Below are 21,220 nucleotides of genomic sequence, written 5' to 3' on the forward strand. Positions count from 1 at the left end.
CGACGCCGCCGGCCCATCAGATCGACCCCATAAGTGTTCACGTGTCCGACTCCTTCTAAGCGGACAGATGTTCACTACCAGGGCGCTGTCAGATCAACATGTGTTCCCTGGCTGCTTACCGATGAATGCAGCAGTCCCGGCGCGTCTGTCGCGAGCATCGCGCTGGCACATGGCCTGAACGCCAACCTGGTCCACAAATGGCGCCGTGAAGCGCGCGACGTGAAGGTGTCTGATGACGCCGCCGAGCAGGCTGCGTTCGTTCCCGTGACGCTGACAGCGCCGATGCCCGCCCCGCGCGCCGATGTGCGCATCGAACTCCGGCGAGGTCCAGTCTCGGTCAACGTTGAGTGGCCGCTGTCAGGCACCGTGCCTGCGCATGAGATTGCGGCGAACTGGCCCAGCATCGTCAACTTGCTGGCCGGCAGCCTGGTCGGAGCTTGGCTGGGTGCGGGATGGGCAACCAAGTTGAGCAACCGCCGGCTCTACCAGGTCATCAGCATCACGCTGCTCGCCATCGCGGTGGTGCTGGTGTTCGCGCATGGCGTCCACTCGGATGGCGCGTTGCTGCGTGGCCCGGCCCAGGTCGTGACCGGGCTGGTGGCCGGCTTTGTTTTCGGCGTCGTCGCTGCAGTGATGGGCGTGGCGGGCGGCGAGCTCCTCATTCCCACCCTCATCCTTCTCTTCGGCGCTGACATCAAGCTCGCCGGAAGTCTGTCGGTGGCCATCAGTCTGCCGACGATGGTGGTCGGCTTCGTCCGCTTCAGCCGGGACAGCGCCTTCGAAGTGCTGCGCCACAACCGACGCTTCGTGCTCGCCATGGCCGTCGGCTCAGTGGTCGGCGTGGCGGTTGGGGGGCAACTGCTTGGCGTGGTTCCGCACAACGTACTGCTGCCCGCGCTGGCCGCCATCCTGGTCATATCGGCTGTGAAAGTCTGGCGGCACAAGTAGCCGCCCAGTTCCGACGTCCTGGCCTTGACGCTTGCCCGCTATCCGCAGCAACTGGCTGCGCGCGACACCTGGGCCTTGTCTGCCGGCAAGGCCAAGTCCTCCAGGATGGTGCAGTCGACGGCCGGGCCCCCTGAACAGGCCGTGTCGCAGCTGCAAACGAACGTGCTCAAGCTGGCTTCGAGCGCCTTCAGTTCTTCAAGCTTCTGCCGTACCTGCGCGAGGTGGGCTGCAGCGATGTCGCGAACTTCGGCGCACGGGCGGTCAGGCTCATCGACGAGCCCGACCAGCTCCCGCACCTGCTCGATGGAGAAGCCGAAGTCTCGGCAGCGACGGATGAAGACCAGGCGCCGGATGGTGGCCTCGTCATAGCTGCGCTGGCCGGCCTCGGTTCTCGCGGCTGGCGGCAGAAGCCCGATGTCTTCGTAGTACCGGACCGTTGGCACCGTCGCACCAGTGCGCCGGGCAACAAGCCCAATGGAGAGTCTTGCGCTCATGCCGCCATCCTAACCACTCACCTGCAGGCGCCTGGCGAGCAGCCACACGCCTTCGTAGCAGTCGGCTGCGGGAGGAACTGGTCGAACAGCCACTGCGCATCGGCACCGGCTTCAGCAGGGGCCTCAATGGTCAGCTCGATGGCACCTGGGGTGTCCTTGAGGTCAAAACGAAGGAAGCCGCAGCATTGCCGTTCACCGGCGACGATGCGCTCCAGCTCCGCCCGAGCATTGCGTGCATAAGTGAGGTGCAAGGTCCTTCCATCCAGGCGGTGCGCCATCAGCCTCTGCGCTGTGAATTGCCGTATCCAGGCCAGCCGCTCAGGCAACTCGCCAGAGGACAGCGTGCAGGCGATAGGTACGTCAGCTGCTGCTTGCATTGCAGTTCCCCCCGCAACCAACAGTTGATTGAGCCTGACGCCGAGCTCGGCGTCTCCACCAGACGACGGCGCCTACCGCCGCAGCCAGCCCCAGCAGCCCGGCTCCAAGGGGTGCCAGTTCATCAGCGCAGGCCGGCAACACGGAGCCGGCGGCTGCAAGCGTTGCGGAGCCTGCTGTCAGAGCTGCGGCACCTCCCAGAAGCGGGACTGCACAGCATGCGGCGCATGCCGCGCCCACGCCCAAAACAGCCTTCCAAGGTCTCATGTCCGTCTCCGATGCTTGGGCACAACGCCCACATTGCAAAGGTAGAACCTCAAGTAGCTTGAGGGGCAAGGGGTACGACCACAATTCCCGGATGGAACTTCTGAAGACACTGGCGTTGTTCGTCGTCACCGCTGTCGCGGAAATCGTCGGCAGCTACCTGCCCTACTTGTGGCTGAAGCAGGGCAAGACCATCTGGCTGCTCGTCCCGGCGGCTGCGAGTCTGTCGCTATTTGCCTGGCTGCTCTCGCTTCATCCGACTGCTGCAGGGCGCGTCTACGCGGCCTATGGTGGCGTGTACATCAGCGTGGCCGTGGTGTGGCTATTGCTGGTCGACAACGTACGGCCGTCGACATCCGATTGGGTTGGGGTGGCGGTCAGCTTGGCCGGTATGGCCATCATCATGTTCGGGCCACGCGGCGCGTGACGCCAACGGCGGCTCGGAGCACCAGAGTGCTTTGGGTCAAGATTTCTTCGCCGGACGCTTACCGAAATGACTCATTTCTGATCGCTTGTTCCAGATACTGATGAGTGATTGCGTCGCCCAGAATCTGCGCCACACCCAATCATTTCTTCTCATTGCTGATTCGATCAGCCAGCGTCTCGGAGTCCGCTTGATGTTGCAATCGATTGTTACGCCCGCCGCGCGCGTCATGGTGAATGTGCGAATGGCTCAAAAGTTCATGCTGGTTTGCCTGAGCTTTTTCGTCCCGGTGGCCTACCTGCTGATCAATGTGGCGTCCGACCGGCACGCCGCGATGGAGTTCGCGGAGCGCGAGCGTGTCGGGCTCGATCACTTTTTGGCGATTGAGCATGTGCTGAGTGATGCCGCCTTCTTGCGGGGACGTTCGATCTTGATCACTGCGGGTGTGCTCGATCCGAAAGAGTACGGGCCGGCCGAGCAACGGCTGGCGGACAGCCTGTCGGCGTTGGAAAAGAAGTTGGCCAGTGAGGTCGACCCCTTGGGGCTCTCAGCGAGCGTGGCACAGGCCAAGCAGGCCATGGCGGCGTTGCGGCAGGCTCCGCCACCATCGTTGGAGCACTTGGAGCAAGTGATCGAGCACGGCAACCAGGCTGTCGCGGGTGCGATTGCCTTGTTCGATGCACTGGCTGCGAGAAGCAACCTGGCGCTGGACCCGGATGCCGACAGCTACTACCTGATGACGATCGGCTTGGACGCCGGGCCGCGACTGCGAGAGGCCTTGGGCCGTGTTCGATCCGTGGGGGCGACCATCGCCGGCATCGCAGACGTCGAAAAGATGAACCCGGAGTTGATGATGACCTTGCACAACGCGGATGCATTGTCGGAAAACTATCTGGAGCGTATCGGCGCCGCGCTGCGTCAAGTGGAAGAGGCGAATGCCCGCGCCCTGAAGGGGGTGCCGGTGAACGTGGTCGCTGCGGTGCGAGAGAAGTTCATCCTTCGAATTGACGACAACTTCCCATTCAAAGGCCCCATCGGCGTCAAGCCGCAGGAGTGGCTGGACCTCGGGTCCGAGCAGGTGAAGGCGGTTGAAGGTTTGCTGGGCGCCAGCGCCTTGGCGCTTCGTGGCCTGATCGACCAGCGGGTGGATCGCCTCCGTCGCGATTACTGGACGGCTCTGGGCGTGACGGCCGTGTTTCTGTCGATCGGGCTTTACCTTCTGGCGGGCTATTACGTGGCCGCGAACCGCACCTATGCCGAACTCGGCCAACGGCTGGCGGCACTGGGCCGCGGTGACCTGACCGACGCGAAGCCGATGGAGGGCCGGGATGAGCTGGTGGTGGCCGCCAACACGCTGCGCGATGCGATCGGCAGGCTGCGAGGCTTGATCAAGGATGTGCGCGACGGCTCGACCGAGATGTCGGACGCGGTGTCGCAAATTGCGACGTCGAATGTCGAGCTGTCAGAGCGCAGCACCCAGATGGCCGCCGTGGTGGAGCAGACCAGCGCCAGCACCTCGACGCTGGCGGACGCGGTCGGTGAGAACCTGCAAGGAACCCGCGAGGCCAATGAGCTGGTGCACGACGCTGCCCGCATCGCCGGCACCGGCGGTGCCATCGTCGAGCAGGCGGTGCGCAGCATGGAAGGCATCTCTGCCAGTTCGCGCCGCATTGGCGACATCACCCAGGTGATCGACGGGATCGCCTTTCAGACCAACATCCTGGCCCTCAACGCGGCGGTGGAAGCCGCCCGGGCGGGCGAGCAGGGACGAGGATTTGCCGTCGTGGCGGGCGAGGTGCGAACGCTGGCCCAGCGCTCGGCGGCGGCGGCCCGCGAGATCAAGACGCTGATCGAGTCGTCGGTCGAGACCGTCAGTGAAGGCGAGCAGCATGTGGTTCGCGCGGGCGAAACCATGAGCACGATGGTGACGGCGATCGAAAAGGTGAAGGCCATCATCGAGAACATTGCCGGCCAATCCAAGGTGCAGGCCGACCAGGTGCGGCAACTGGCCGCGGCGGTCCGCGAAGTGGACGAGACCACGCAGCGCAATGCGGCCATGGTGGAGGAAACGGCGGCCGCGGCCACCCAGCTGCGGATGCGCGCCGGTCAACTTGCCGAATCGGCGGAGCTCTTTCGCACCTGAACTATCGCCGTTGACGCCAATTTGTTGACGTTCGCGAATCGGGGTTGCGTCCGCGGTGTCGTGGGGCACCCCGGCGGAGCCGATATGCCTCAGACCATGAAGCCCGTGCGAGCGGTGATGGCCCAAGGCACGACGTCCGAAATCGAGCAGAGCCGTGGATATGCGACGAAGTCCGGAAGAACACGTTGACGCGGAACCGCAGAGTGCGGGGCCGGCTGAATCCGTGGATGGGCTCGACCCGACGATGGCATGGATGCTGTCGGGCCAGCCGCCCACCCCGGCCGATGCGCTGCGACGCATCAAGGCCATCTGCAAAGCGCTGCCCGATCCCTACGCCGCATCCATCACCGTGCTGGTGACGCATCCGTGCGTGCCGAGGGAACTGCTGGCGGCCACCATCCTGACGTTTCGCGACGACCTGGCCGCCTACTCGAAAGAAGACATGGCGACGATGCTGGTGGCGGCCTGGAACGGCGGCAAATCAGGCTTCGATGCGGTGATGCGGACCCGGGCCAATGCGCCCAAGCGCAGCGCCAGCATGTCGTGGGTCAAGGAGTAAGTACAGCCGGCCAGCAGGAGAGCCGGCCCAGCCGTAGAGCCGGCTCGGGCTGACGTGCCCGCCAGGCTCAGAACGATTCCCAGGCGTCGTCTGCCAGGGCGGTGACGGGCGCGCCGGAAGCCACCTGCAGCGTACGGGCTGCCGGGCGAGGTGCCGTGCGAGGTTCCTGGCGAGACACGGGGCTGGCGAGTGGCCGGGGAGCCACGAGCGCCGCACGGCCCCTCGGCGCGACGGCGGCCGGTGCGTCGGCCGATGGCCGCAGGCGAAAGATGGAGACCACGTTCGACAGCTCCTGGGCCTGATGGGCGAGGCTGGCGGTGGCGGCGGCACTCTCTTCGACCAGCGCCGCGTTTTGCTGCGTGACCTGGTCCATTTGGGCCACGGCAATGTTCACCTGCTCGATGCCGCGGCTTTGCTCTTCGGCACTGCCGGCGATCTCGCCGATCAGGTCAGACACCTTGCGCACCTGCTCGACCATCGAGCGCATGGCCTCGCCCGCTTCGTTGACCTGGCGGCTTCCCGCTTCGACGCGGTCGACGCTGGTGCCGATCAGCCGCTTGATTTCCTTCGCCGCCTCCGCGCTGCGGTGCGCCAGCAAGCGCACTTCGCCGGCCACCACCGCAAACCCCCGGCCTTCTTCGCCCGCGCGGGCGGCTTCGACCGCCGCATTCAGCGCCAGGATGTTGGTCTGGAAGGCGATGCCATCGATGACGCCGATGATGTCCGAGATCTTGCGGCTGTGGGCGGTGATGTCATCCATGGTGCCCACCACCTGGTCCACGATCTCGCCGCCGCGGCCCGCCGCGGAGCGGGCCTGGCTGGCCAGCTCGCTCGCGGCGCGCGCCGAGTCGGCGCTCTGCCGCACGGAGCCGGTGATCTCTTCCATCGAGCTGGCGGTCTCTTGAAGGCTGGAGGCCTGTTCTTCCGTGCGGCTGGAGAGATCCTGGTTGCCCACCGCGATCTGCGTCGAGGCCGTGGTCAGGCAGTCGACGCCGGTGCGAACCTGTGCCACCACGCGCCCGAGCGCAGCCACCGTGTCCGACAGGGCCGCCTGCAGGTCGCCGACTTCATCGCCGCGATCGATGGTCACGTCGACGGTGAGATCACCATCGGCCACCGACCTGAGCGAGCGCACCGCGCCGCTGAGGGGCACGGTGACCGAGCGGGTGACGAGCAGGCCGGTGGCCACCGCCAGGGCGATGGCCAGCACTGCGGCGCTCAATGAAGCTTCCTCGGTGTGAGTGACTTGTACGTCGGCCGATTGCGCGGTCTCCTCCATCATCCGCTCTTGCAGGCCAGCTAGGTCTTCGGCCGCCTGCTGGTACTGCAGCTGGCGAGGTTCGACGCGCTCGATCAGCGCCGACTTGGCCGCTGCCAGGTCGCCGCTGCGTACGGCCTGCACCAGGGCTTCTTGCTCGACGAGAAAGGCGCGCCGCTGCTCCATCAGCTTGTCCAGCAGGGGCCGCGCTTGGGCATCCTTCACCTTGAGGTCGAGGCTCTTGTACATCTCGCCCGCCTTCTGGTGCGAGGCGTCGATGCGCTTGAACTCGTTCGCGCGCTGGTCGTCCGTTTCCATGATCAGCAGGTTGCGAAGCGCGCGCGCCTGCAGGTTGACCTCGGCGTTGATCTGGTGGACGAGGTGGACTTTGGCGTAACGGTCGTGCACGACCTCTTCCAGCTCACGATCGATTTCGTTCAGTCCGTAAGCACTGGTGCCCGCGACGACGGCGATCAGCAGTGTGATGGCGGCGAAGGCGGCGCCGAGCCGGGTGCCGATGCGAAGGTTCTTGACGGACATGGTGTGGGCCTCTCAGCGTCGAGATTCAGAAGTGCTGCAGCAGCGTTTCAAGGTGGACGAGCAGCAGCATCCGCCGCTCTGTGGCGGAGCCGAGGCTCACCAGCCCCACGATGAAGGCGGTGCGGTCCGACGACACGATGGCGGGCGGGGGGCGAATCTGCTCGGCGGCCAGGTTCACCACTTCGGAGACGGCGTCCACCACCAGGCCGACGGTGCGCGGGCCCACGTTGACGATCACCGTGACCGTGCCCGGGCCGACGGCGGCGGGCACGCCCAGGTGCAGGCGCAGGTCGACGATCGGCACGACGACGCCACGCAGGTCTACCACGCCCAGCAGATGCTCGGGTGAATTGGCGACGCGGGTCGCAGGCTCGTAGCGCCGGATCTCCTGCACCGCGAGGATGTCGAGGCCGTATTCCTCATGGCCGACACGGGCGGTGAGGACTTCGGTCGCGGCGGCGTGGGCGACGGCTCGGTGTTCAACGGCGGAAAGTGATGACATGGCAGGCAATCTTGATGTTTTCAAATGATAAAAGTGATAATTTGAAATGCAATGAGGTGCCGCCGTCGACAGGGGGCGCAGCGTGTCAAATGTCGCGGCGCGGGCCGCGGAGGTGATGAGGTGATGCCGCCCTGCTGATCAGGACACGAAGCAGGTGGCGCGCCGGCCTGGGGGCGGGCGGTCCAGGGTCTTGCAGCGGAGCGGGTGCCGTGCCGATCTCGGGGTGCCGTGCCGCGCACCCGAGCGGGGCTTCGGGTCAGGCCGTGTGAATCACCTGCGCGAGTCGCTCGCGGAGTGCGGCCCAATGGTCCAGCGCCGCCAGTTCGCCCGCCGCGGCCGCGCGCTCGGCCTGTCGGGCCACTTCCGACTCGGCCTCGTGGCCCAGCAACAGCAGCACCGACTTCAGGCTGTGCACCACGTGCCGCAGCGCCGACAGGTCGCGCCGCTGGCACGCGGCGTCGCCAGAGCGAATGTCCTCTGGAAAACGTTCGGCGCACGAGGCGCTGAAGGCGTCGTACAGCGAGTCGTCGCCTTCGAAGTGCTGCGCCACGGCGCGGGCACGTGCGTCGGCGGTGGTCGGGGCGCCGTCGGGCGCGGCGCCTGGCCCGGTCGTGGTGGCCGCATCGGCGTGGGCTTCCAACGCTTCGAGCACGCAGGCTTCGAGCACGCTCAGGCTGCACGGCTTGGGCAGGATGCGGCGCACACCCATGGCCGCCAGCTCCGCCAGGCCCTCGGGCCCCACGCCCGCGCTGCACACGGCGATGCGGGCCTCACCCCGCAGCGCGGCGTCGGCGAACAGTTCCCGCAACAAGTCCATGCCGGATGCGCCCGGCAGATTCAGATCGGTGATCAACAGAGCGACCGGGCCGGCCCGGAAGGCTTCCAGCCCGCCGTTCACCGTGTCGCACTCGATCAATTGCACCGCCAGGTCTTCGAGCGCCATCACCATGAAGCGGCGGATGGACGGATCGTCCTCCACCAGAACGATCCGTGGGCGGTGGCCTGGCGGCAGGGGCGTCATGGCCCGGTGACGGTATCGGCGGCCGAGGGCGGGGGGGCAGAGCGGGGCAGCGCGTCGGCCAGTTTGGCCGGCAGCTCTGCCACCAGGCGCGGCTTGTGCACCAACGGCACGCCTTCGAGTGCGAAGGCGTAGGGCGCCCGGTCGGCCTCGTCCAGCGAGGTCACCACGATCAGCTTGCTGTGGCGGAACTGCGGGTGCGACCGAAGGCTGGTGATCAGCGCGGCGCCATCGATGCCGGGCAGCAGGATGTCGACGAGCAGCACGTCCGGCCGCAGCTCGCCCACCATCGCCAGCCCGGCGATGCCGTCGCCGGCCACGTACAGCTGAACATCCGGGAAGTGCTTGCGAACCAGCATCGACACCAGGTTCTGGTAGTGGATCGAATCTTCGATCAGCAGCACGCTGGGCTGCGTCCACTCAGGCGGCGGCACGGCGGCGCGGCTGGCGCGGGCCTCCGTGGGGGCGGCCAGGGGCGCGGGTGCGGCCCCCTGCGATCGATGGCGCTCCACCCAGCGATCGACCGACGCACGCGAAATGCGCCGGTGCCCGCCGGCAGTACGCCAGGCCTCGAGCTCGCCGCGATCCACCATCAGCTGTACCGAGCGCACCGCCAGGCCGAGCTGACGGGCCACTTCGACCGTGGTGACATGGTCGCCATCTTGGAGGGAAGTCATGGTGCAAGTCTATCGATTTCGTGCCGTATGGCCCAGAAGATGATTGAAATGATAAGTGATCAATGTGATAATTTGCCCGTGTTTGAGTATCACTCTGCCCGCCATGAACAAGGTTCTAGTCGTTGAAGACCACGCTGACATCCGGCGTCTGATCCACCTGACGCTCGAGTTCGAGGATTGGACGGTGCACGAGGCCACCACGGCCCGCATCGGCTTGGCGGCTGCGGCGCAGCTGCAGCCGGATCTGATCCTGGCGGACGTGATGATGCCGGGGGACCTGAGCGGACTGGACATGTGCCGAGAGCTCAAGCGCCAGCCAGGCACGAGCCACATTCCGGTGGTGATTCTCTCGGCCTGTGGCCAGCAGGCGGACCGCGACCGCGGCATCGCGGCGGGGGCCGAGGCCTACCTGGCCAAGCCTTTCAGCCCGCTGCAGTTGATTGAGTTGATCGATCAACTGGTGCATCGCCGCAAGGAGGCCGCGGTATGAGCAGCCTGCCCTCTACCCAGGAAGCGAAGGCCCTGGATGCGGCCGACGCGGTTGCCGGCCACAAGCGTTTCGATGGCGCGGCTGCAGCGCAGATGGAATGCCTCATCGCCGACCTCAAGCGCCTGTACCGCGAGCGCAACGACGCGCTGGAAGAGGTGTCGCGAGCACATCAAGAGGCGCTGTTGTGCCTGGCCAGCGCGGCGGAGTTTCGTGACGACGACACGGGTGTGCACATTGTCCGCATGGGGTTCCTGTCGGAAGCGCTGGCGATTCTGCTGGGCGAGAGTGCCGAGTTCGCGGCGATGCTTCGGCGCGCCGCTCCGATGCACGACATCGGCAAGATCGGCATCCCGGACAAGGTGCTGAAGAAGCCGGGTGCGTTGGACCCGGAAGAGCGGCGCGAGATGCAGCGCCACGCCGAGATCGGGGCGCAGATCCTCGGTCGCTCGCGGATCGCCCTGTTCCAACTGGCCGCCGAGGTGGCGCAAACGCACCACGAGCGCTTCGATGGCGCTGGCTATCCGCGCGGGCTGAGCGGTGGGCAGATCCCGATCTCGGGCCGCATCGTGGCCGTGGCGGATTTCTTCGATGCGGTGACGATGGACCGCGTCTACCGCCCTGCGTTTTCGGATGAGGTCGCGCTGCGCATGCTGGCCGAGCAGCGCGGCACCGGCATGGACCCGCGCATCGTGGACGTGTTCCTCGCACATGCGGACGAACTGATCGCGCTGCGCAACCGGATCAACGCCACCCGGCCGGGGCTCGACGCGTTGGCCTGAGAGGCGTTCCCCATGCCCGCCTGACGCACCAACGCGCCAAGGCAGGGATGCTCGGGGCCTGGGCCGTGGCGCGATCCCCGTTCGCCGTCATGGCATCGTCATGCATCGGTCACGTGGCCCGGCCAGCATGCGCCGCGTGTCCAACCCGCTCACCCCGACGATGCAACTGGCGACCTCGGAGCCCGTTTTCATCCGTGCGCTTCGGCCCGCGGATATTGACCGGCTGCTCGTGCTGGAACACCGTCGCTGGACGACGGGCCAGGCGGCTTCGGCCGAGACCTTGCTTCAGCGCATCCACCGATGGCCCAAGCTGAGCATGGGCGCCTTTGGTGCCCGCAGCGGTGCCGCGCTGGCATCCTTGTTCTTGCGGCCAGCCACTGCTGAGCTCGTGCGCGCCGCGCACACCTGGTATGAGTGCGCCGAGCCTCGGCCAGGCGAGCCGCCGGCCGAGGGCTCGCACACCCTGTTCGGCATCAGCCTCACGAGCGTTCATCCCGGCGCGGTGCGGCCCATGTTGCAGCACCTGTGGCTGCAGGCGGTCCAAAGCGGCTGGCGTGAGGTGTACCTGGGGTCGCCCATGCCGGGCCTGCGACGGGCCATCCAGCGGCGCCCGGATCTGGAGGCCTGTTCGTACGCGCACCAGCGACGTCGCGGTGGGCCGGTCGACCCGCAGTTGCGCTACTACCACCGTCTAGGCTTCTGCGAGATCGTGGCGGTGCGCGCCGGCTACTTTCCGCATGAAGAATCGCTCGATCACGGCGCCGTGCTTCGCCACGTGTTGCCCTATGGGCACCTCGACGGAGTACTGCGACGCCTGCCGCTGGAGGTGTTGCGGCAGATCGCTGCCGGGTTGTATGGGGCTGGCCGCCCGGCCATGGCGGACGACCAGACAGCGCGGCCCACGACGGTCGAAGCGTGGTGGCTCTGACGGACGTGACGTGGCCATCGGCCGCAGGCCGAGGTGCGACCGGCCCCCTGGCGCTCAGCGGGCTGGTACGGCCGATGGTGCTGCGAGGTGCCGCGGCCGAATGGCCGGCGGTGCGGCGCTGGAGTTTCGATGCCCTGGCCGATGGCGTGCCGGACCAGCCGGTGACGCTGGTGGTCGGCAACCGCGAGCGGGGGACCACCCGACTGCGCCAGGGGAGCCTGCGGGACTACCTGGATTGCCTGGCGCTGCAAGCTGCGGTTGATGCGCGGGCACCCGCGGAGGACGTCGTCTACCAGCTGAAGGAGTTCGACCTGCTGCGTGCCCACCCTGCGTTGCGGCAAGACCTGCGCTGGCAGGAACTGGCCCGCCCGCGTTGGAGTGTGGTGTCGCACGGCATGTGGATCGGGCCTGCGGGCGCCCGAACGGGGTTGCACCGCGACCTGCTGGACAACCTGGCGGTGCTGCTGCTGGGCCGCAAGCGATTCTTCCTGTTGCCGCCGGGCCGTGTGGAGGCGCTTGGCGCGGTGTCAGACAAGTACGACCGTTGGGCGGTGCTGGCCCGTGTCGGTGCCGAGGCGCTGGCGGGCGGTGGTGCGGCCGAGGCAATCCAGGTGGTGGACCTGGCGCCGGGCGATGCCTTGTACCTGCCGCGCGGTTGGTGGCATGAGGTGGTCAATCTCACACCAAGTGTGCTGCTGGGCGGCTTCTTTGGTCCGGTGCCGCGGGTGGTGTCCCTGTGGGCATGGACGGGGCTCAGGCAGGCATGCCACCTCGCAGGGTGGCGCCGCGGCCGTTGCTGTTGTCATGCTGATCAGGGCGATCAACCCGCAGCCTGATGCTCAGCCAGCGATCTGGCGGGCCGCGGCTTGCAAACTGTCTGGCGTGGCGTCTGCCAGCGTGATGGTCTGCATGTCCGCCGCGGTGGCGTGGCGCAGGGCGCGGTCGTAGAGCGGGTCGTAGTGCTGCTGCATCAACTCGCTCACCAAGGTGGGCCAGTCGCCCGCACGGGCGAGCGCTTCCCAGCGCGCGACGGCGGCTTTACCCCGAAGCTCGGTCAGCGGCTGCAGGCGTTGGACGAGCGCGTCCACATCGCGGGTGAAGAAGGCGTATTCCTCGGTCAACAGCGCCACCCGCTCGGCCAGCCCCAGTTCCACCTGGATAGGCCGGCTGCGCTGCTCCCAGGCTTGCGTCACCGAATCGGGCAGTTGCAGGCGTCCGATGCGACGACTCTCTCGTTCGACAAACACCGGGCGTGCCGGGTTGAAGCCTTGCATCGCCAGCCACAGCCGGCTGTCGAATTCTTTCTGGCTGGGTTGCGGACGATCGGGCCATTCGCCCAGCACGGAGCCGCGGTGTGCCGCCAGCGCTTCCAGGTCCAACACCTGGGCGCCCTGGGCCGCCAGTGCGCCCAATAGGCGAGTCTTTCCACTGCCCGTGCGCCCGCCAATCACCCGCCAGTCGAAGCGACCCGGCAAGGCCTGCAATTCATCACGCACCAAGGTGCGGTAGGCCTTGTAGCCGCCCTGCAGCTGCCGAACGCGAAAGCCGATCTGCGCCATCACGATGGCGAAGCTGCCCGATCGTTGACCGCCGCGCCAGCAGTAGACGAGGGGCCGCCAGTCGCGGCCCTGCGCGGCCACATGCTCGTCGATCAGCCGAGCGATGTTGCGCGACACGATGGCCGCGCCGCGCTTGCGCGCTTCGAAGGTGGAGACCTGGGTGTAGATCGTGCCGACTTCGGCGCGCTCGGCGTCATCCAGCACCGGCCAGTTCACCGCGCCCGGCAGCCGGTCCTCCGCGAATTCGGAAGGCGATCGCACATCGATGATGGCGTCGAACTGATCGCGGGCCGCCATGGCTTCGGCGGCGGTCGTCGTGGCCAGGCTCATGGTGCGGCGTGCGGGTTCAGCAGGTGAATCGGTGGGCAGTCAGGCCGAGACGCCGATGGCATCGAGCAGGTCGCTCTCGATCTGAAGCTGCAGTTTCGGTTGCTGCAGCGCAGGCCCGCTCACGAGGAAGGTGTCTTCCACCCGTTCGCCGAGCGTCGACACCTTCGCCAGCTGCAGGTTGATTTCGTGTTTGCCCAACACCCTGGCGATGGCATAGAGCAGGCCCGAGCGGTCGCTGGCGCTGATCGAGAGCACCCAGCGCTGGCCTTTCTCGTCGGGCCGCAGCGAGACACGGGGCTGGATGGGGAAGCTCTTGACCCGGCGCGACACCCGCCCCCGGCTGGGCAGCGGCAACGGCCCGCCCGAGGCGAGTGCCTGAGCTGCCTGTGTCTCGACCAGCGAGATCATGTCGCGGTAGGCGCTGGCGGCCTGGCTTTCGGCGTTCGGATTGACGACCTGGAACGTGTCCAGCGCATAGCCGGCGCGGGTGGTGTGGATCTTGGCGTCTTGAATGGAGAAGCCGGCCGAATCGAAGTAGCCGCAGATCCGGGCAAACAGATCAGGCGCGTCGGGTGCGAAGACCAGCACCTGCAGCCCTTCGCCGATCGGCGAGGGGCGGGCCCGGACGATCGGCGTCTGGGTTTCGATGTGGCGCCACAAGGCGCGCGCATGCCAGGCGATTTCGGTGGCATCGTGCCGCGCGAAGTAGCTGACATCGAGCGTCTTCCACAGCGGCTGCTCAGTGCCCGGCAGGGCCGAGTGCAACGCCAGGATGTGTTGCGATTCCTGCTTTCGCGCCTCGATCTCGGCATCGGCATTGGGCGAGCCGCCGCCGAGTGCGCGCAGCGTGAGACGGTACAGGTCTTCCAGCAGCTTGCCCTTCCAGGCGTTCCACACCTTGGGGCCGGTGCCGCGGATATCGGCCACGGTCAGCAGGTACAGCGCGGTGAGGTGGCGGGCATCGCCCATTTGGCGAGCGAAAGCGGTGATCACCTCGGGGTCTGAAAGGTCTTCCTTTTGCGCCACGCGGCTCATGGTGAGATGGTGACGCACGAGGAACTCGGCCAGCTCGGCATCGGCTGGCTCGAGGCCGTGGTCGCGGCAGAAGCGGCGTACTTCGCTGCCGCCCAGCTCGGAGTGATCGCCGCCTCGCCCCTTGGCCACATCATGGAAGAGCGCGGCGATGTAGAGCACCCAGGGCTTGTCCCAGCCGGCGGCGAGCTGGCTGCAGAAGGGGTACTCGTGGGCGTGCTCGGGCACGAAGAACCGGCGCACGTTGCGCAGCACCATCAGGATGTGCTGGTCTACCGTGTAGACGTGGAAGAGATCGTGCTGCATGCGGCCGACGATGCGGCGGAAGACCCAGAGGTAGCGCCCCAGCACGGACGTCTGGTTCATCAGGCGGAAAGCGTGCGTCTGGCCCTCGGGCTGGCGCAGCATGTCCATGAACAGCTCACGGTTCACCGGGTCGCGCCGGAAGGACGAGTCCATCACGTTGCGGGCGTTGTAGAGCGCGCGCAATGTGCGGGCCGACAGGCCTTTGATGCCAGGCGTCTGCTGGTAGACGAGGAAGGTCTCCAGGATGGCGTGCGGGTTCTCGGTGTAGAGGTCGTCGCGTCCCACTTCGAGCATGCCCGCCCGGTCCAGGAACCGGGCGTTGATCGGCCGCATCGGCACGGCCTCGGTGCCGTTGACGCGCTCCTCGATGTTCAGCATCAAGATCTGGTTGAGCTGGGTGACCGCCTTGGCGGCCCAGTAGTAGCGGTGCATCAGCACCTCAGAGGCCCGGGTGCCGCGGTCACCCTCGTAGCCAAAGCTTTGGGCCACCGCGGTCTGCAGGTCGAACACCAGGCGGTCTTCGCGGCGGCCGGCCACCATGTGCAGGCGGGCCCGAATCAGTTTGAGCGTGCCCTCATGGCGCTGCAGCTGCTTCACCTCGAAGGGCGTGATCAGGCCCTTGTTGGCCAGCTCGCTCCAGGTGCGGCCCAGGCCTGCCGCGCGGGCCACCCACATCACCACCTGCAGGTCGCGCAGACCGCCCGGGCTTTCCTTGCAGTTGGGTTCGAGCGAGTAGGGTGTGTCTTCGTACTTGACGTGCCGCTGCCGCATTTCGAGCGACTTGGCACGCAGGAAGGCGCGGGCGTCCATGGCCTCGGTGTTGGCGTGGCGAAAGGCGTTGAACAGCCGCCGCGAGCCACACAGAAAGCGGCTTTCGAGCAACGCCGTCTGCACGGTGACGTCTTTGCGGGCTTCGGTGATGCACTCTTCGATGGTGCGCACCGACGAGCCGATTTCCAGGCCGATGTCCCAGCAGGCGGTGATGAAGCCCGAGAGTGCGGTGCGCACCGCGGGGTCTTCATGCGGGTGCGCCATCGTGGGCGGCAGCAGCACCAGCACATCCACATCCGAATGCGGGAACAGCTCGCCGCGACCGTAGCCGCCCACGGCCAGCAAGGCAGCACCGGCTGGCATGCCGCAACCCTGCCAGAGGGCCTGCAGCGTGGCGTCCACATGGCGGGCCAGCGCGCGCAGCAGCTTGGCCACCCCGGTGGTGGTGGGCCGGGAAGCCCGGAAGTGCTCGATCAGCTCGGTCTTGCCGCCGCGAAAGCGCTCGCGCAGGGCCGCGACTGGCAACTCGGTCGGAGGGGCAGGGGGGGCGAGGGAGGGCATCTCAGGTGAGGTGGTAGAGCTTGATCGGGCTGCTGCGGTGCCCCGTTCCGCTCATGTCCCCCGGCGTCGGCCCGAGGCCGACGACTCCTCCTTGACTTCGCTTCACGGGGCACCGCAGCAGCCCGATCCGGCACCGTTGAGTGGCGCGATCGAAGGCGGGAACCGGGATGGGCCGAGGGTGCGGGGTGACCGGCGCAGCGAAGTTAAGGAGGAGGGGTGGGCAAGGCCCACCCCGGGGGACATGAGCGGAGCCGGTCACCCCGGGCCCTCGGCTCGCGCCTACCGCGACATCAGCCTGCCACGAAGGCCGGCGGCGGGGGGCTGCCGGCGGACAGGGTCAGCACTTCATAGCCCGTTTCCGTGACGACGATGGTGTGCTCCCACTGGGCCGACAAGGAACGGTCTTTCGTGACGATGGTCCAGCCATCGCCGGTTTCGCGAATTTCGCGGCGGCCGGCGTTGATCATCGGCTCGATGGTGAACACCATGCCCGGCACCAGTTCTTCGAGCGTGCCCGGACGGCCATAGTGCAGCACCTGGGGCTCTTCATGGAACTTCTGGCCGATGCCGTGACCGCAGAACTCGCGCACGATCGAGAAACCCTGGTTCTCGGCGAAGGTCTGGATGGCGTGGCCGATGTCGCCCAGACGGGCGCCCGGCTTGACCTTGACGATGCCGCGCCACATCGCCTCGTAGGTGATGCTGCACAGGCGCTTGGCGGCGATCGAGCCTTCGCCCACCACGAACATGCGGCTGGTGTCGCCGTGCCAGCCATCCTTGATGACGGTGACGTCGATGTTGACGATGTCGCCGTTCTTCAGCGGCCGATCGTTCGGGATGCCGTGGCACACCTGATGATTGATCGAGGTGCAGATCGACTTGGGATAGGGGATGTAGCCGGGAGGCTGGTAATTCAGCGGTGCCGGCACGCCCTTTTGCACATTGACGATGTGGTCGTGCGCGAGCTTGTCGAGTTCTTCCGTGGAGACGCCTGGCTTCACATGCAGGGTCAGCATGTCCAGGACTTCCGAGGCCAGTCGGCCGGCCACGCGCATGCCTTCGATATCGGCGGCGGACTTCAGGGTGATCGTCATAGCCCGCCATTGTCGCACTCCAACGTAAAATTCCGGGTTTCCACGAGCTTGGCCCCTGGCATTCCGGGGCTGCCAGGCGCCCGCCCCATCCGTGCTCCACGACGGCCCGCCACCAGCGGCCGCCCTGCCACCCGCCCGCCACATCCATGTCAGCTCCCAAGCAACTGATGCACTTCGAGGGCGGCAGCGCCCTGTCCGCCTTCCGCGCCCAGGCCCTGCTGGCCCGCCTGCAGGCCGTCTGCCCGAAGGTCACCGGCGTCAGCGCCCGGTTCGTGCATTGGGTATGGAGCGATGCTGCGCTCGATCCCGGTGCGCTGGACAAGCTGGCGGCGCTGCTGCGCTACGGCGACCCGGCCACCGCTGCCGAGGGTGAACTGGTCGTCGTGATGCCTCGGCTGGGCACCGTGTCGCCGTGGGCCAGCAAGGCCACCGACATCGCCCACAACTGCGGCCTGGGCATCCACCGCGTCGAGCGCGTGACCGAATACCGCCTGGCGCTCAAGAGCGGCCTGGTCAGCAACCTGTTGGGCGGCGCCAAGCCGCTGTCGGCCGAAGAGCGCCAGGCGTGTGCCGCGCTGCTGCACGACCGCATGACCGAGAGCGTGGCGTTCGAGCGCGAGGCCGCGCTGCACCTGTTCGATGAGCAGCCGGCCGAGCCGATGGCGCATGTGGACGTGCTCGGGCAAGGCCGCGCCGCCCTGGAGAAGGCCAACACCGAATTCGGCCTGGCGCTGTCGGCCGACGAGATCGACTATCTCGTGGCGGCGTTCACCGGGCTGAAGCGCAACCCGACCGACGTCGAGTTGATGATGTTCGCGCAGGCCAACAGCGAGCACTGCCGGCACAAGATTTTCAACGCCGAATTCACGATCGATGGCGAGAAACAGCCGCTGTCGATGTTCGGCATGATCCGCCACACCGAGAAGACCAACCCGCAGCGCAGCATCGTGGCCTACAGCGACAACGCGGCGGTGATGGAGGGTGGGCCGGTCGAGCGTTGGTTGCCCGAAGGCTTCACCAATGCGCCGAAGTACGGCCCGCGTGAAGAAACCGCCCATGTGCTGATGAAGGTGGAGACGCACAACCACCCGACGGCGATTTCGCCCTTCCCGGGCGCTTCCACCGGCGCGGGCGGCGAGATTCGCGACGAGGGCGCCACCGGCCGCGGTGCCAAACCCAAGGCGGGCCTGACCGGCTTCTCGGTCTCGAACCTGAACCTGCCGGGCACCAGCGAGCCCTGGGAAACCAGCCCCTACGGCAAGCCCGAGCACATCGCCAGCCCGCTGCAGATCATGACCGAGGGCCCGCTTGGCGGCGCCGCGTTCAACAACGAGTTCGGCCGTCCCGCGCTCGGCGGCTATTTCCGCGTCTTCGAGCAGACGGTGGGCGAGGGCACACAAGCCATCCGCCGCGGCTACCACAAGCCCATCATGATCGCCGGTGGCCTGGGCACGATCAGCGACGGCCAGACCCACAAGCTGCCGTTCGGTGCCGGTACCCTGCTGATCCAGCTCGGCGGCCCCGGCATGCGCATCGGCATGGGCGGGGGGGCCGCCAGCTCCATGGCGGCGGGCACCAACACCGCGGCGCTCGATTTCGACTCGGTTCAGCGCGGCAACCCCGAGATCCAGCGCCGGGCGCAAGAGGTGATCAACCACTGCTGGGCCTTGGGCGCGACCAACCCCATCGTCGCCATCCACGACGTGGGTGCGGGCGGCATCAGCAACGCATTCCCTGAGCTGGTCGATGGCGCCGAGAAGGGTGCGCGCTTCGACATGCGCAAGGTGCCGCTGGAGGAAACCGGCCTGGCGCCGAAAGAGATCTGGTGCAATGAAAGCCAGGAGCGCTATGTTCTGGCGGTGAACCCCGATCTGCTGCCGCTGTTCGAGCAAATGTGCGAGCGCGAGCGTTGCCCGTTTGCCATCGTCGGGGTGGCCACCGACGACAAGGAGCTCATCCTTGAAGATGGCCCCGGTGGCGAGCGCGTCATCGACATGCCGATGGATGTGTTGCTGGGCAAGCCGCCCAAGATGCAGCGCGACGTGACGCGCGTGCCGCGTCAACTGGCCCCGCTCGATCTGACCGGAGTGTCGCTGGACAAGGCGGCCTTCGATGTGCTGCGGCATCCGACCGTGGCCAACAAGCGCTTCCTGGTGACCATCGGTGACCGCACCGTCGGTGGACTCAACCACCGCGACCAGATGGTCGGCCCGTGGCAGGTGCCGGTGGCCGATTGTGCGGTGACCCTGGCCGATTACCGCGGCCTGCGCGGCGAGGCGATGAGCATGGGCGAGCGCACGCCGCTGGCCGCGCTGGACGCGCCGGCATCTGGCCGCATGGCGGTGGCCGAGGCCATCACCAACCTGCTGGCAGCGCCGATCACGCTCGAGCACGTCAAGCTCAGCTGCAACTGGATGGCCGCCTGCGGCGAGGCGGGCGAAGACGCGGCGCTGTACGACACCGTCAAGGCGGTGGGCCTGGAGCTGTGCCCGGCGCTGGGCATCGGCGTGCCGGTGGGCAAGGATTCCTTGTCCATGCGCACCCGTTGGCAAGAGGGGGGCTTGCAGAAGCAGGTTGTCGCACCGGTGTCGCTCATCGTGTCGGCCTTCGTCACGCTTGACGACGTGCGCGGCACCTTGACGCCGCAACTGCAAGAAGGCGACACCACGCTGATCCTCATTGACCTGGGCGCCGGCAAGTCGCGCATGGGCGGCTCGATCCTGGCCCAGACGCTGCAGCAGTTCGGCGACAGCGTGCCCGATCTGGACGACGCGGCGCGCCTGAAGGCGCTGGTCGCAGCGATCAACGCCCTGCGCGGCCAGGGCCAACTGCTGGCGTACCACGACCGCTCGGACGGTGGCCTCTGGGCCGCCGCCTGTGAAATGGCCTTTGCCGGCCGCCGCGGCGTGAGCTTGAATGTTGACATGCTGGTCACCGAAGGCGATGGCATCAGCGACAGCCGCGCCGACACCGGTGATTCGAAGAACTGGGCCGCCCAGGTCAGCGGCCGCCGCGACGAGTTGACGCTGAAGGCCTTGTTCAACGAAGAGTTGGGCGCGCTGGTGCAGGTGAAGACGAGCGACCGCGACGCGGTGCTGGCCACCTTGCGTGCGCATGGCCTGTCGACCATGAGCCACGTCGTGGGCAAGACGAACGACAAGGGCCTGGTCGAGGTGTGGCGCGATGCCAAGCCGCAGTTCTCGGCCGCCTTGCGCGACCTGCATCAGGCCTGGGACGAGGTCAGCTGGCGCATCGCCCGCTTGCGTGACAATCCGGCCTGTGCCGACAGCGAGCATGCAGCGGCGGGCCGCGATGATCCGGGCCTGCACGTGCACCTCACCTTCGACCCGGCCGACGATGTGGCCGCGCCCTTCATTGCCAAGGGGGCTCGGCCCAAGGTGGCCATCCTGCGTGAGCAGGGCGTGAACAGCCATGTCGAAATGAGCTACGCCATGGCGAAGGCCGGCTTCGACACCTTCGACGTGCACATGAGCGACCTGCACGCCGGCCGCGCACGGTTGGATCAGTTCCAGGGCTTTGTCGCCTGTGGCGGCTTCTCGTACGGTGACACGCTGGGCGCTGGCGAAGGCTGGGCGCGCTCCGTGATGTTCAACCCGGTGCTCACCGAGCAGTTCGCCGCCTTCTTCGGCCGATCGGACAGCTTCGCCCTCGGCGTGTGCAACGGCTGCCAGATGCTGGCGGCACTGAGCCCCATCATCCCTGGCGCGGAGGCCTGGCCCAAGTTCGTTCGCAACAAGAGCGAGCAGTACGAGGCGCGGCTGGCGATGGTCGAGGTGCTGGCGAGCCCGTCGATCTTCTTCACCGGCATGGCCGGCAGCCGCCTGCCGATTGCGGTGGCGCACGGCGAAGGCTTCGCCGACTTTTCGCAGCGTGGCGACGCGGCCAAGGTGCACCAGGCCATGCGTTTTGTGGACGGCCATGGCGCGGCCACCGAGGTGTATCCGTTCAACCCGAACGGCAGCCCGGGCGGGCTGACGTCGGTGACGACCGCCGATGGCCGCTTCACCGCGCTGATGCCACACCCGGAACGGGTGTTCCGCAACGTGCAGATGAGCTGGACGAACGGCGACATCGCCGCCGACAGCCCGTGGATGCGGATGTTCCGCAACGCGCGGCGGTGGCTGGGTTGAGAAGGCTGCTGTGATCG

18 protein-coding genes are annotated in these 21,220 nt (G+C 67.2%); 9 read left to right on the forward strand and 9 right to left on the reverse strand.

Translation table 11 applies throughout. The features are described 5' to 3' along the window. The first annotated feature begins 33 nt into the window (after positions 1 to 33). Positions 34 to 948 (forward strand): TSUP family transporter, encoded by a 915-nt coding sequence (locus AACH06_RS28615; RefSeq protein ID WP_341429232.1) that lies wholly within the window; start codon positions 34 to 36, stop codon positions 946 to 948. A gap of 38 nt (positions 949 to 986) precedes the next feature. On the opposite strand, the gene AACH06_RS28620 is transcribed toward AACH06_RS28615, so the two are convergent. Both AACH06_RS28620 and AACH06_RS28625 read right to left on the reverse strand, forming a co-directional pair. Further along, positions 987 to 1,442 (reverse strand): MerR family transcriptional regulator, encoded by a 456-nt coding sequence (locus AACH06_RS28620; RefSeq protein WP_341429233.1) that lies wholly within the window; start codon positions 1,440 to 1,442, stop codon positions 987 to 989. A 17-nt stretch (positions 1,443 to 1,459) separates the two neighbouring features. After that, positions 1,460 to 1,720 carry a hypothetical protein gene (locus tag AACH06_RS28625; RefSeq protein ID WP_341429234.1) on the reverse strand — a complete coding sequence of 87 codons (261 nt, stop codon included), beginning with the start codon at positions 1,718 to 1,720 and terminating at the stop codon, positions 1,460 to 1,462. Positions 1,721 to 2,175: 455 nt separating this feature from the next. Between AACH06_RS28625 and AACH06_RS28630 the strand changes: the two genes are divergently transcribed. From AACH06_RS28630 to AACH06_RS28640, 3 genes are all read left to right on the forward strand, one after another. Further along, entirely contained in the window at positions 2,176 to 2,508 is a 333-nt protein-coding gene (locus tag AACH06_RS28630; RefSeq protein ID WP_341429235.1) for a YnfA family protein, read from the forward strand. Between the two features lie 241 nt (positions 2,509 to 2,749). Further along, positions 2,750 to 4,648: a methyl-accepting chemotaxis protein gene (locus AACH06_RS28635; protein ID WP_341429236.1), complete on the forward strand. Its 1,899-nt coding sequence runs from the start codon at positions 2,750 to 2,752 to the stop codon at positions 4,646 to 4,648. A 244-nt stretch (positions 4,649 to 4,892) separates the two neighbouring features. Next, on the forward strand, positions 4,893 to 5,207 hold the full coding sequence (locus AACH06_RS28640; RefSeq protein WP_341429237.1) for a hypothetical protein: 315 nt from the start codon (positions 4,893 to 4,895) through the stop codon (positions 5,205 to 5,207). Between the two features lie 67 nt (positions 5,208 to 5,274). On the opposite strand, the gene AACH06_RS28645 is transcribed toward AACH06_RS28640, so the two are convergent. The 4 genes from AACH06_RS28645 to AACH06_RS28660 form a co-directional block, all read right to left on the reverse strand. Further along, positions 5,275 to 7,005: a methyl-accepting chemotaxis protein gene (locus AACH06_RS28645; RefSeq protein WP_341429238.1), complete on the reverse strand. Its 1,731-nt coding sequence runs from the start codon at positions 7,003 to 7,005 to the stop codon at positions 5,275 to 5,277. Between the two features lie 25 nt (positions 7,006 to 7,030). After that, the gene (locus AACH06_RS28650; protein WP_341429239.1) at positions 7,031 to 7,507 is read right to left on the reverse strand and encodes a chemotaxis protein CheW; all 477 of its coding nucleotides are present in this window, start codon (positions 7,505 to 7,507) and stop codon (positions 7,031 to 7,033) included. 256 nt (positions 7,508 to 7,763) lie between these two features. Next, positions 7,764 to 8,528, reverse strand: a complete 765-nt coding sequence (locus AACH06_RS28655) for a response regulator (RefSeq protein WP_341429240.1) — start codon at positions 8,526 to 8,528, stop codon at positions 7,764 to 7,766. Further along, the gene (locus AACH06_RS28660; protein WP_341429241.1) at positions 8,525 to 9,202 is read right to left on the reverse strand and encodes an excisionase family DNA-binding protein; all 678 of its coding nucleotides are present in this window, start codon (positions 9,200 to 9,202) and stop codon (positions 8,525 to 8,527) included. The genes AACH06_RS28655 and AACH06_RS28660 overlap by 4 nt, the downstream gene beginning before the upstream one ends. 103 nt (positions 9,203 to 9,305) lie before the next feature. Between AACH06_RS28660 and AACH06_RS28665 the strand changes: the two genes are divergently transcribed. The 4 genes from AACH06_RS28665 to AACH06_RS28680 all read left to right on the forward strand — a co-directional run bounded on the left by AACH06_RS28665 (position 9,306) and on the right by AACH06_RS28680 (position 12,235). Continuing rightward, positions 9,306 to 9,692: a response regulator transcription factor gene (locus AACH06_RS28665; RefSeq protein WP_341429242.1), complete on the forward strand. Its 387-nt coding sequence runs from the start codon at positions 9,306 to 9,308 to the stop codon at positions 9,690 to 9,692. A 92-nt stretch (positions 9,693 to 9,784) separates the two neighbouring features. Then, on the forward strand, positions 9,785 to 10,471 hold the full coding sequence (locus AACH06_RS28670; protein WP_341429262.1) for an HD-GYP domain-containing protein: 687 nt from the start codon (positions 9,785 to 9,787) through the stop codon (positions 10,469 to 10,471). Positions 10,472 to 10,571: 100 nt separating this feature from the next. Next, on the forward strand, positions 10,572 to 11,399 hold the full coding sequence (locus AACH06_RS28675; RefSeq protein ID WP_341429243.1) for a hypothetical protein: 828 nt from the start codon (positions 10,572 to 10,574) through the stop codon (positions 11,397 to 11,399). Next, positions 11,390 to 12,235, forward strand: a complete 846-nt coding sequence (locus tag AACH06_RS28680; protein ID WP_341429244.1) for a cupin-like domain-containing protein — start codon at positions 11,390 to 11,392, stop codon at positions 12,233 to 12,235. Before AACH06_RS28675 ends, AACH06_RS28680 begins: the two co-directional genes overlap by 10 nt. A 3-nt stretch (positions 12,236 to 12,238) precedes the next feature. Here AACH06_RS28680 and mnmH read toward each other — a convergent pair whose 3' ends face one another. The 3 genes from mnmH to map all read right to left on the reverse strand — a co-directional run bounded on the left by mnmH (position 12,239) and on the right by map (position 17,052). Next, the gene (gene mnmH, locus AACH06_RS28685) at positions 12,239 to 13,288 is read right to left on the reverse strand and encodes a tRNA 2-selenouridine(34) synthase MnmH (RefSeq protein ID WP_341429245.1); all 1,050 of its coding nucleotides are present in this window, start codon (positions 13,286 to 13,288) and stop codon (positions 12,239 to 12,241) included. A 39-nt stretch (positions 13,289 to 13,327) separates the two neighbouring features. Then, complete coding sequence (locus AACH06_RS28690; protein ID WP_341429246.1) at positions 13,328 to 15,958, reverse strand: [protein-PII] uridylyltransferase; 2,631 nt, start codon at positions 15,956 to 15,958, stop codon at positions 13,328 to 13,330. Positions 15,959 to 16,248: 290 nt separating this feature from the next. Further along, on the reverse strand, positions 16,249 to 17,052 hold the full coding sequence (map, locus tag AACH06_RS28695) for a type I methionyl aminopeptidase (RefSeq protein WP_341429247.1): 804 nt from the start codon (positions 17,050 to 17,052) through the stop codon (positions 16,249 to 16,251). A gap of 146 nt (positions 17,053 to 17,198) precedes the next feature. On the opposite strand from map, the gene purL reads away from it, so the two are divergent. Further along, complete coding sequence (purL, locus tag AACH06_RS28700) at positions 17,199 to 21,203, forward strand: phosphoribosylformylglycinamidine synthase (protein WP_341429248.1); 4,005 nt, start codon at positions 17,199 to 17,201, stop codon at positions 21,201 to 21,203. The last annotated feature ends 17 nt before the right edge of the window (positions 21,204 to 21,220 follow it).

It is taken from the genome of Ideonella lacteola, from assembly GCF_038066555.1.
GTDB lineage: Bacteria > Pseudomonadota > Gammaproteobacteria > Burkholderiales > Burkholderiaceae_C > Ideonella > Ideonella lacteola.

Bases quoted from the DNA above. Each gene is read 5' to 3' on its own strand.
- AACH06_RS28620 (WP_341429233.1), bottom strand. From the start codon at position 1,442: ATGAGCGCAAGACTCTCCATTGGGCTTGTTGCCCGGCGCACTGGTGCG.
- AACH06_RS28625 (WP_341429234.1), bottom strand. From the start codon at position 1,720: ATGGCGCACCGCCTGGATGGAAGGACCTTGCACCTCACTTATGCACGC.
- AACH06_RS28630 (WP_341429235.1), top strand. From the start codon at position 2,176: ATGGAACTTCTGAAGACACTGGCGTTGTTCGTCGTCACCGCTGTCGCG.
- AACH06_RS28635 (WP_341429236.1), top strand. From the start codon at position 2,750: ATGGCTCAAAAGTTCATGCTGGTTTGCCTGAGCTTTTTCGTCCCGGTG.
- AACH06_RS28640 (WP_341429237.1), top strand. From the start codon at position 4,893: ATGGCATGGATGCTGTCGGGCCAGCCGCCCACCCCGGCCGATGCGCTG.
- AACH06_RS28645 (WP_341429238.1), bottom strand. From the start codon at position 7,005: ATGTCCGTCAAGAACCTTCGCATCGGCACCCGGCTCGGCGCCGCCTTC.
- AACH06_RS28650 (WP_341429239.1), bottom strand. From the start codon at position 7,507: ATGTCATCACTTTCCGCCGTTGAACACCGAGCCGTCGCCCACGCCGCC.
- AACH06_RS28655 (WP_341429240.1), bottom strand. From the start codon at position 8,528: ATGACGCCCCTGCCGCCAGGCCACCGCCCACGGATCGTTCTGGTGGAG.
- AACH06_RS28660 (WP_341429241.1), bottom strand. From the start codon at position 9,202: ATGACTTCCCTCCAAGATGGCGACCATGTCACCACGGTCGAAGTGGCC.
- AACH06_RS28665 (WP_341429242.1), top strand. From the start codon at position 9,306: ATGAACAAGGTTCTAGTCGTTGAAGACCACGCTGACATCCGGCGTCTG.
- AACH06_RS28670 (WP_341429262.1), top strand. From the start codon at position 9,785: ATGGAATGCCTCATCGCCGACCTCAAGCGCCTGTACCGCGAGCGCAAC.
- AACH06_RS28675 (WP_341429243.1), top strand. From the start codon at position 10,572: ATGCATCGGTCACGTGGCCCGGCCAGCATGCGCCGCGTGTCCAACCCG.
- mnmH (WP_341429245.1), bottom strand. From the start codon at position 13,288: ATGAGCCTGGCCACGACGACCGCCGCCGAAGCCATGGCGGCCCGCGAT.
- AACH06_RS28690 (WP_341429246.1), bottom strand. From the start codon at position 15,958: ATGCCCTCCCTCGCCCCCCCTGCCCCTCCGACCGAGTTGCCAGTCGCG.
- map (WP_341429247.1), bottom strand. From the start codon at position 17,052: ATGACGATCACCCTGAAGTCCGCCGCCGATATCGAAGGCATGCGCGTG.
- purL (WP_341429248.1), top strand. From the start codon at position 17,199: ATGTCAGCTCCCAAGCAACTGATGCACTTCGAGGGCGGCAGCGCCCTG.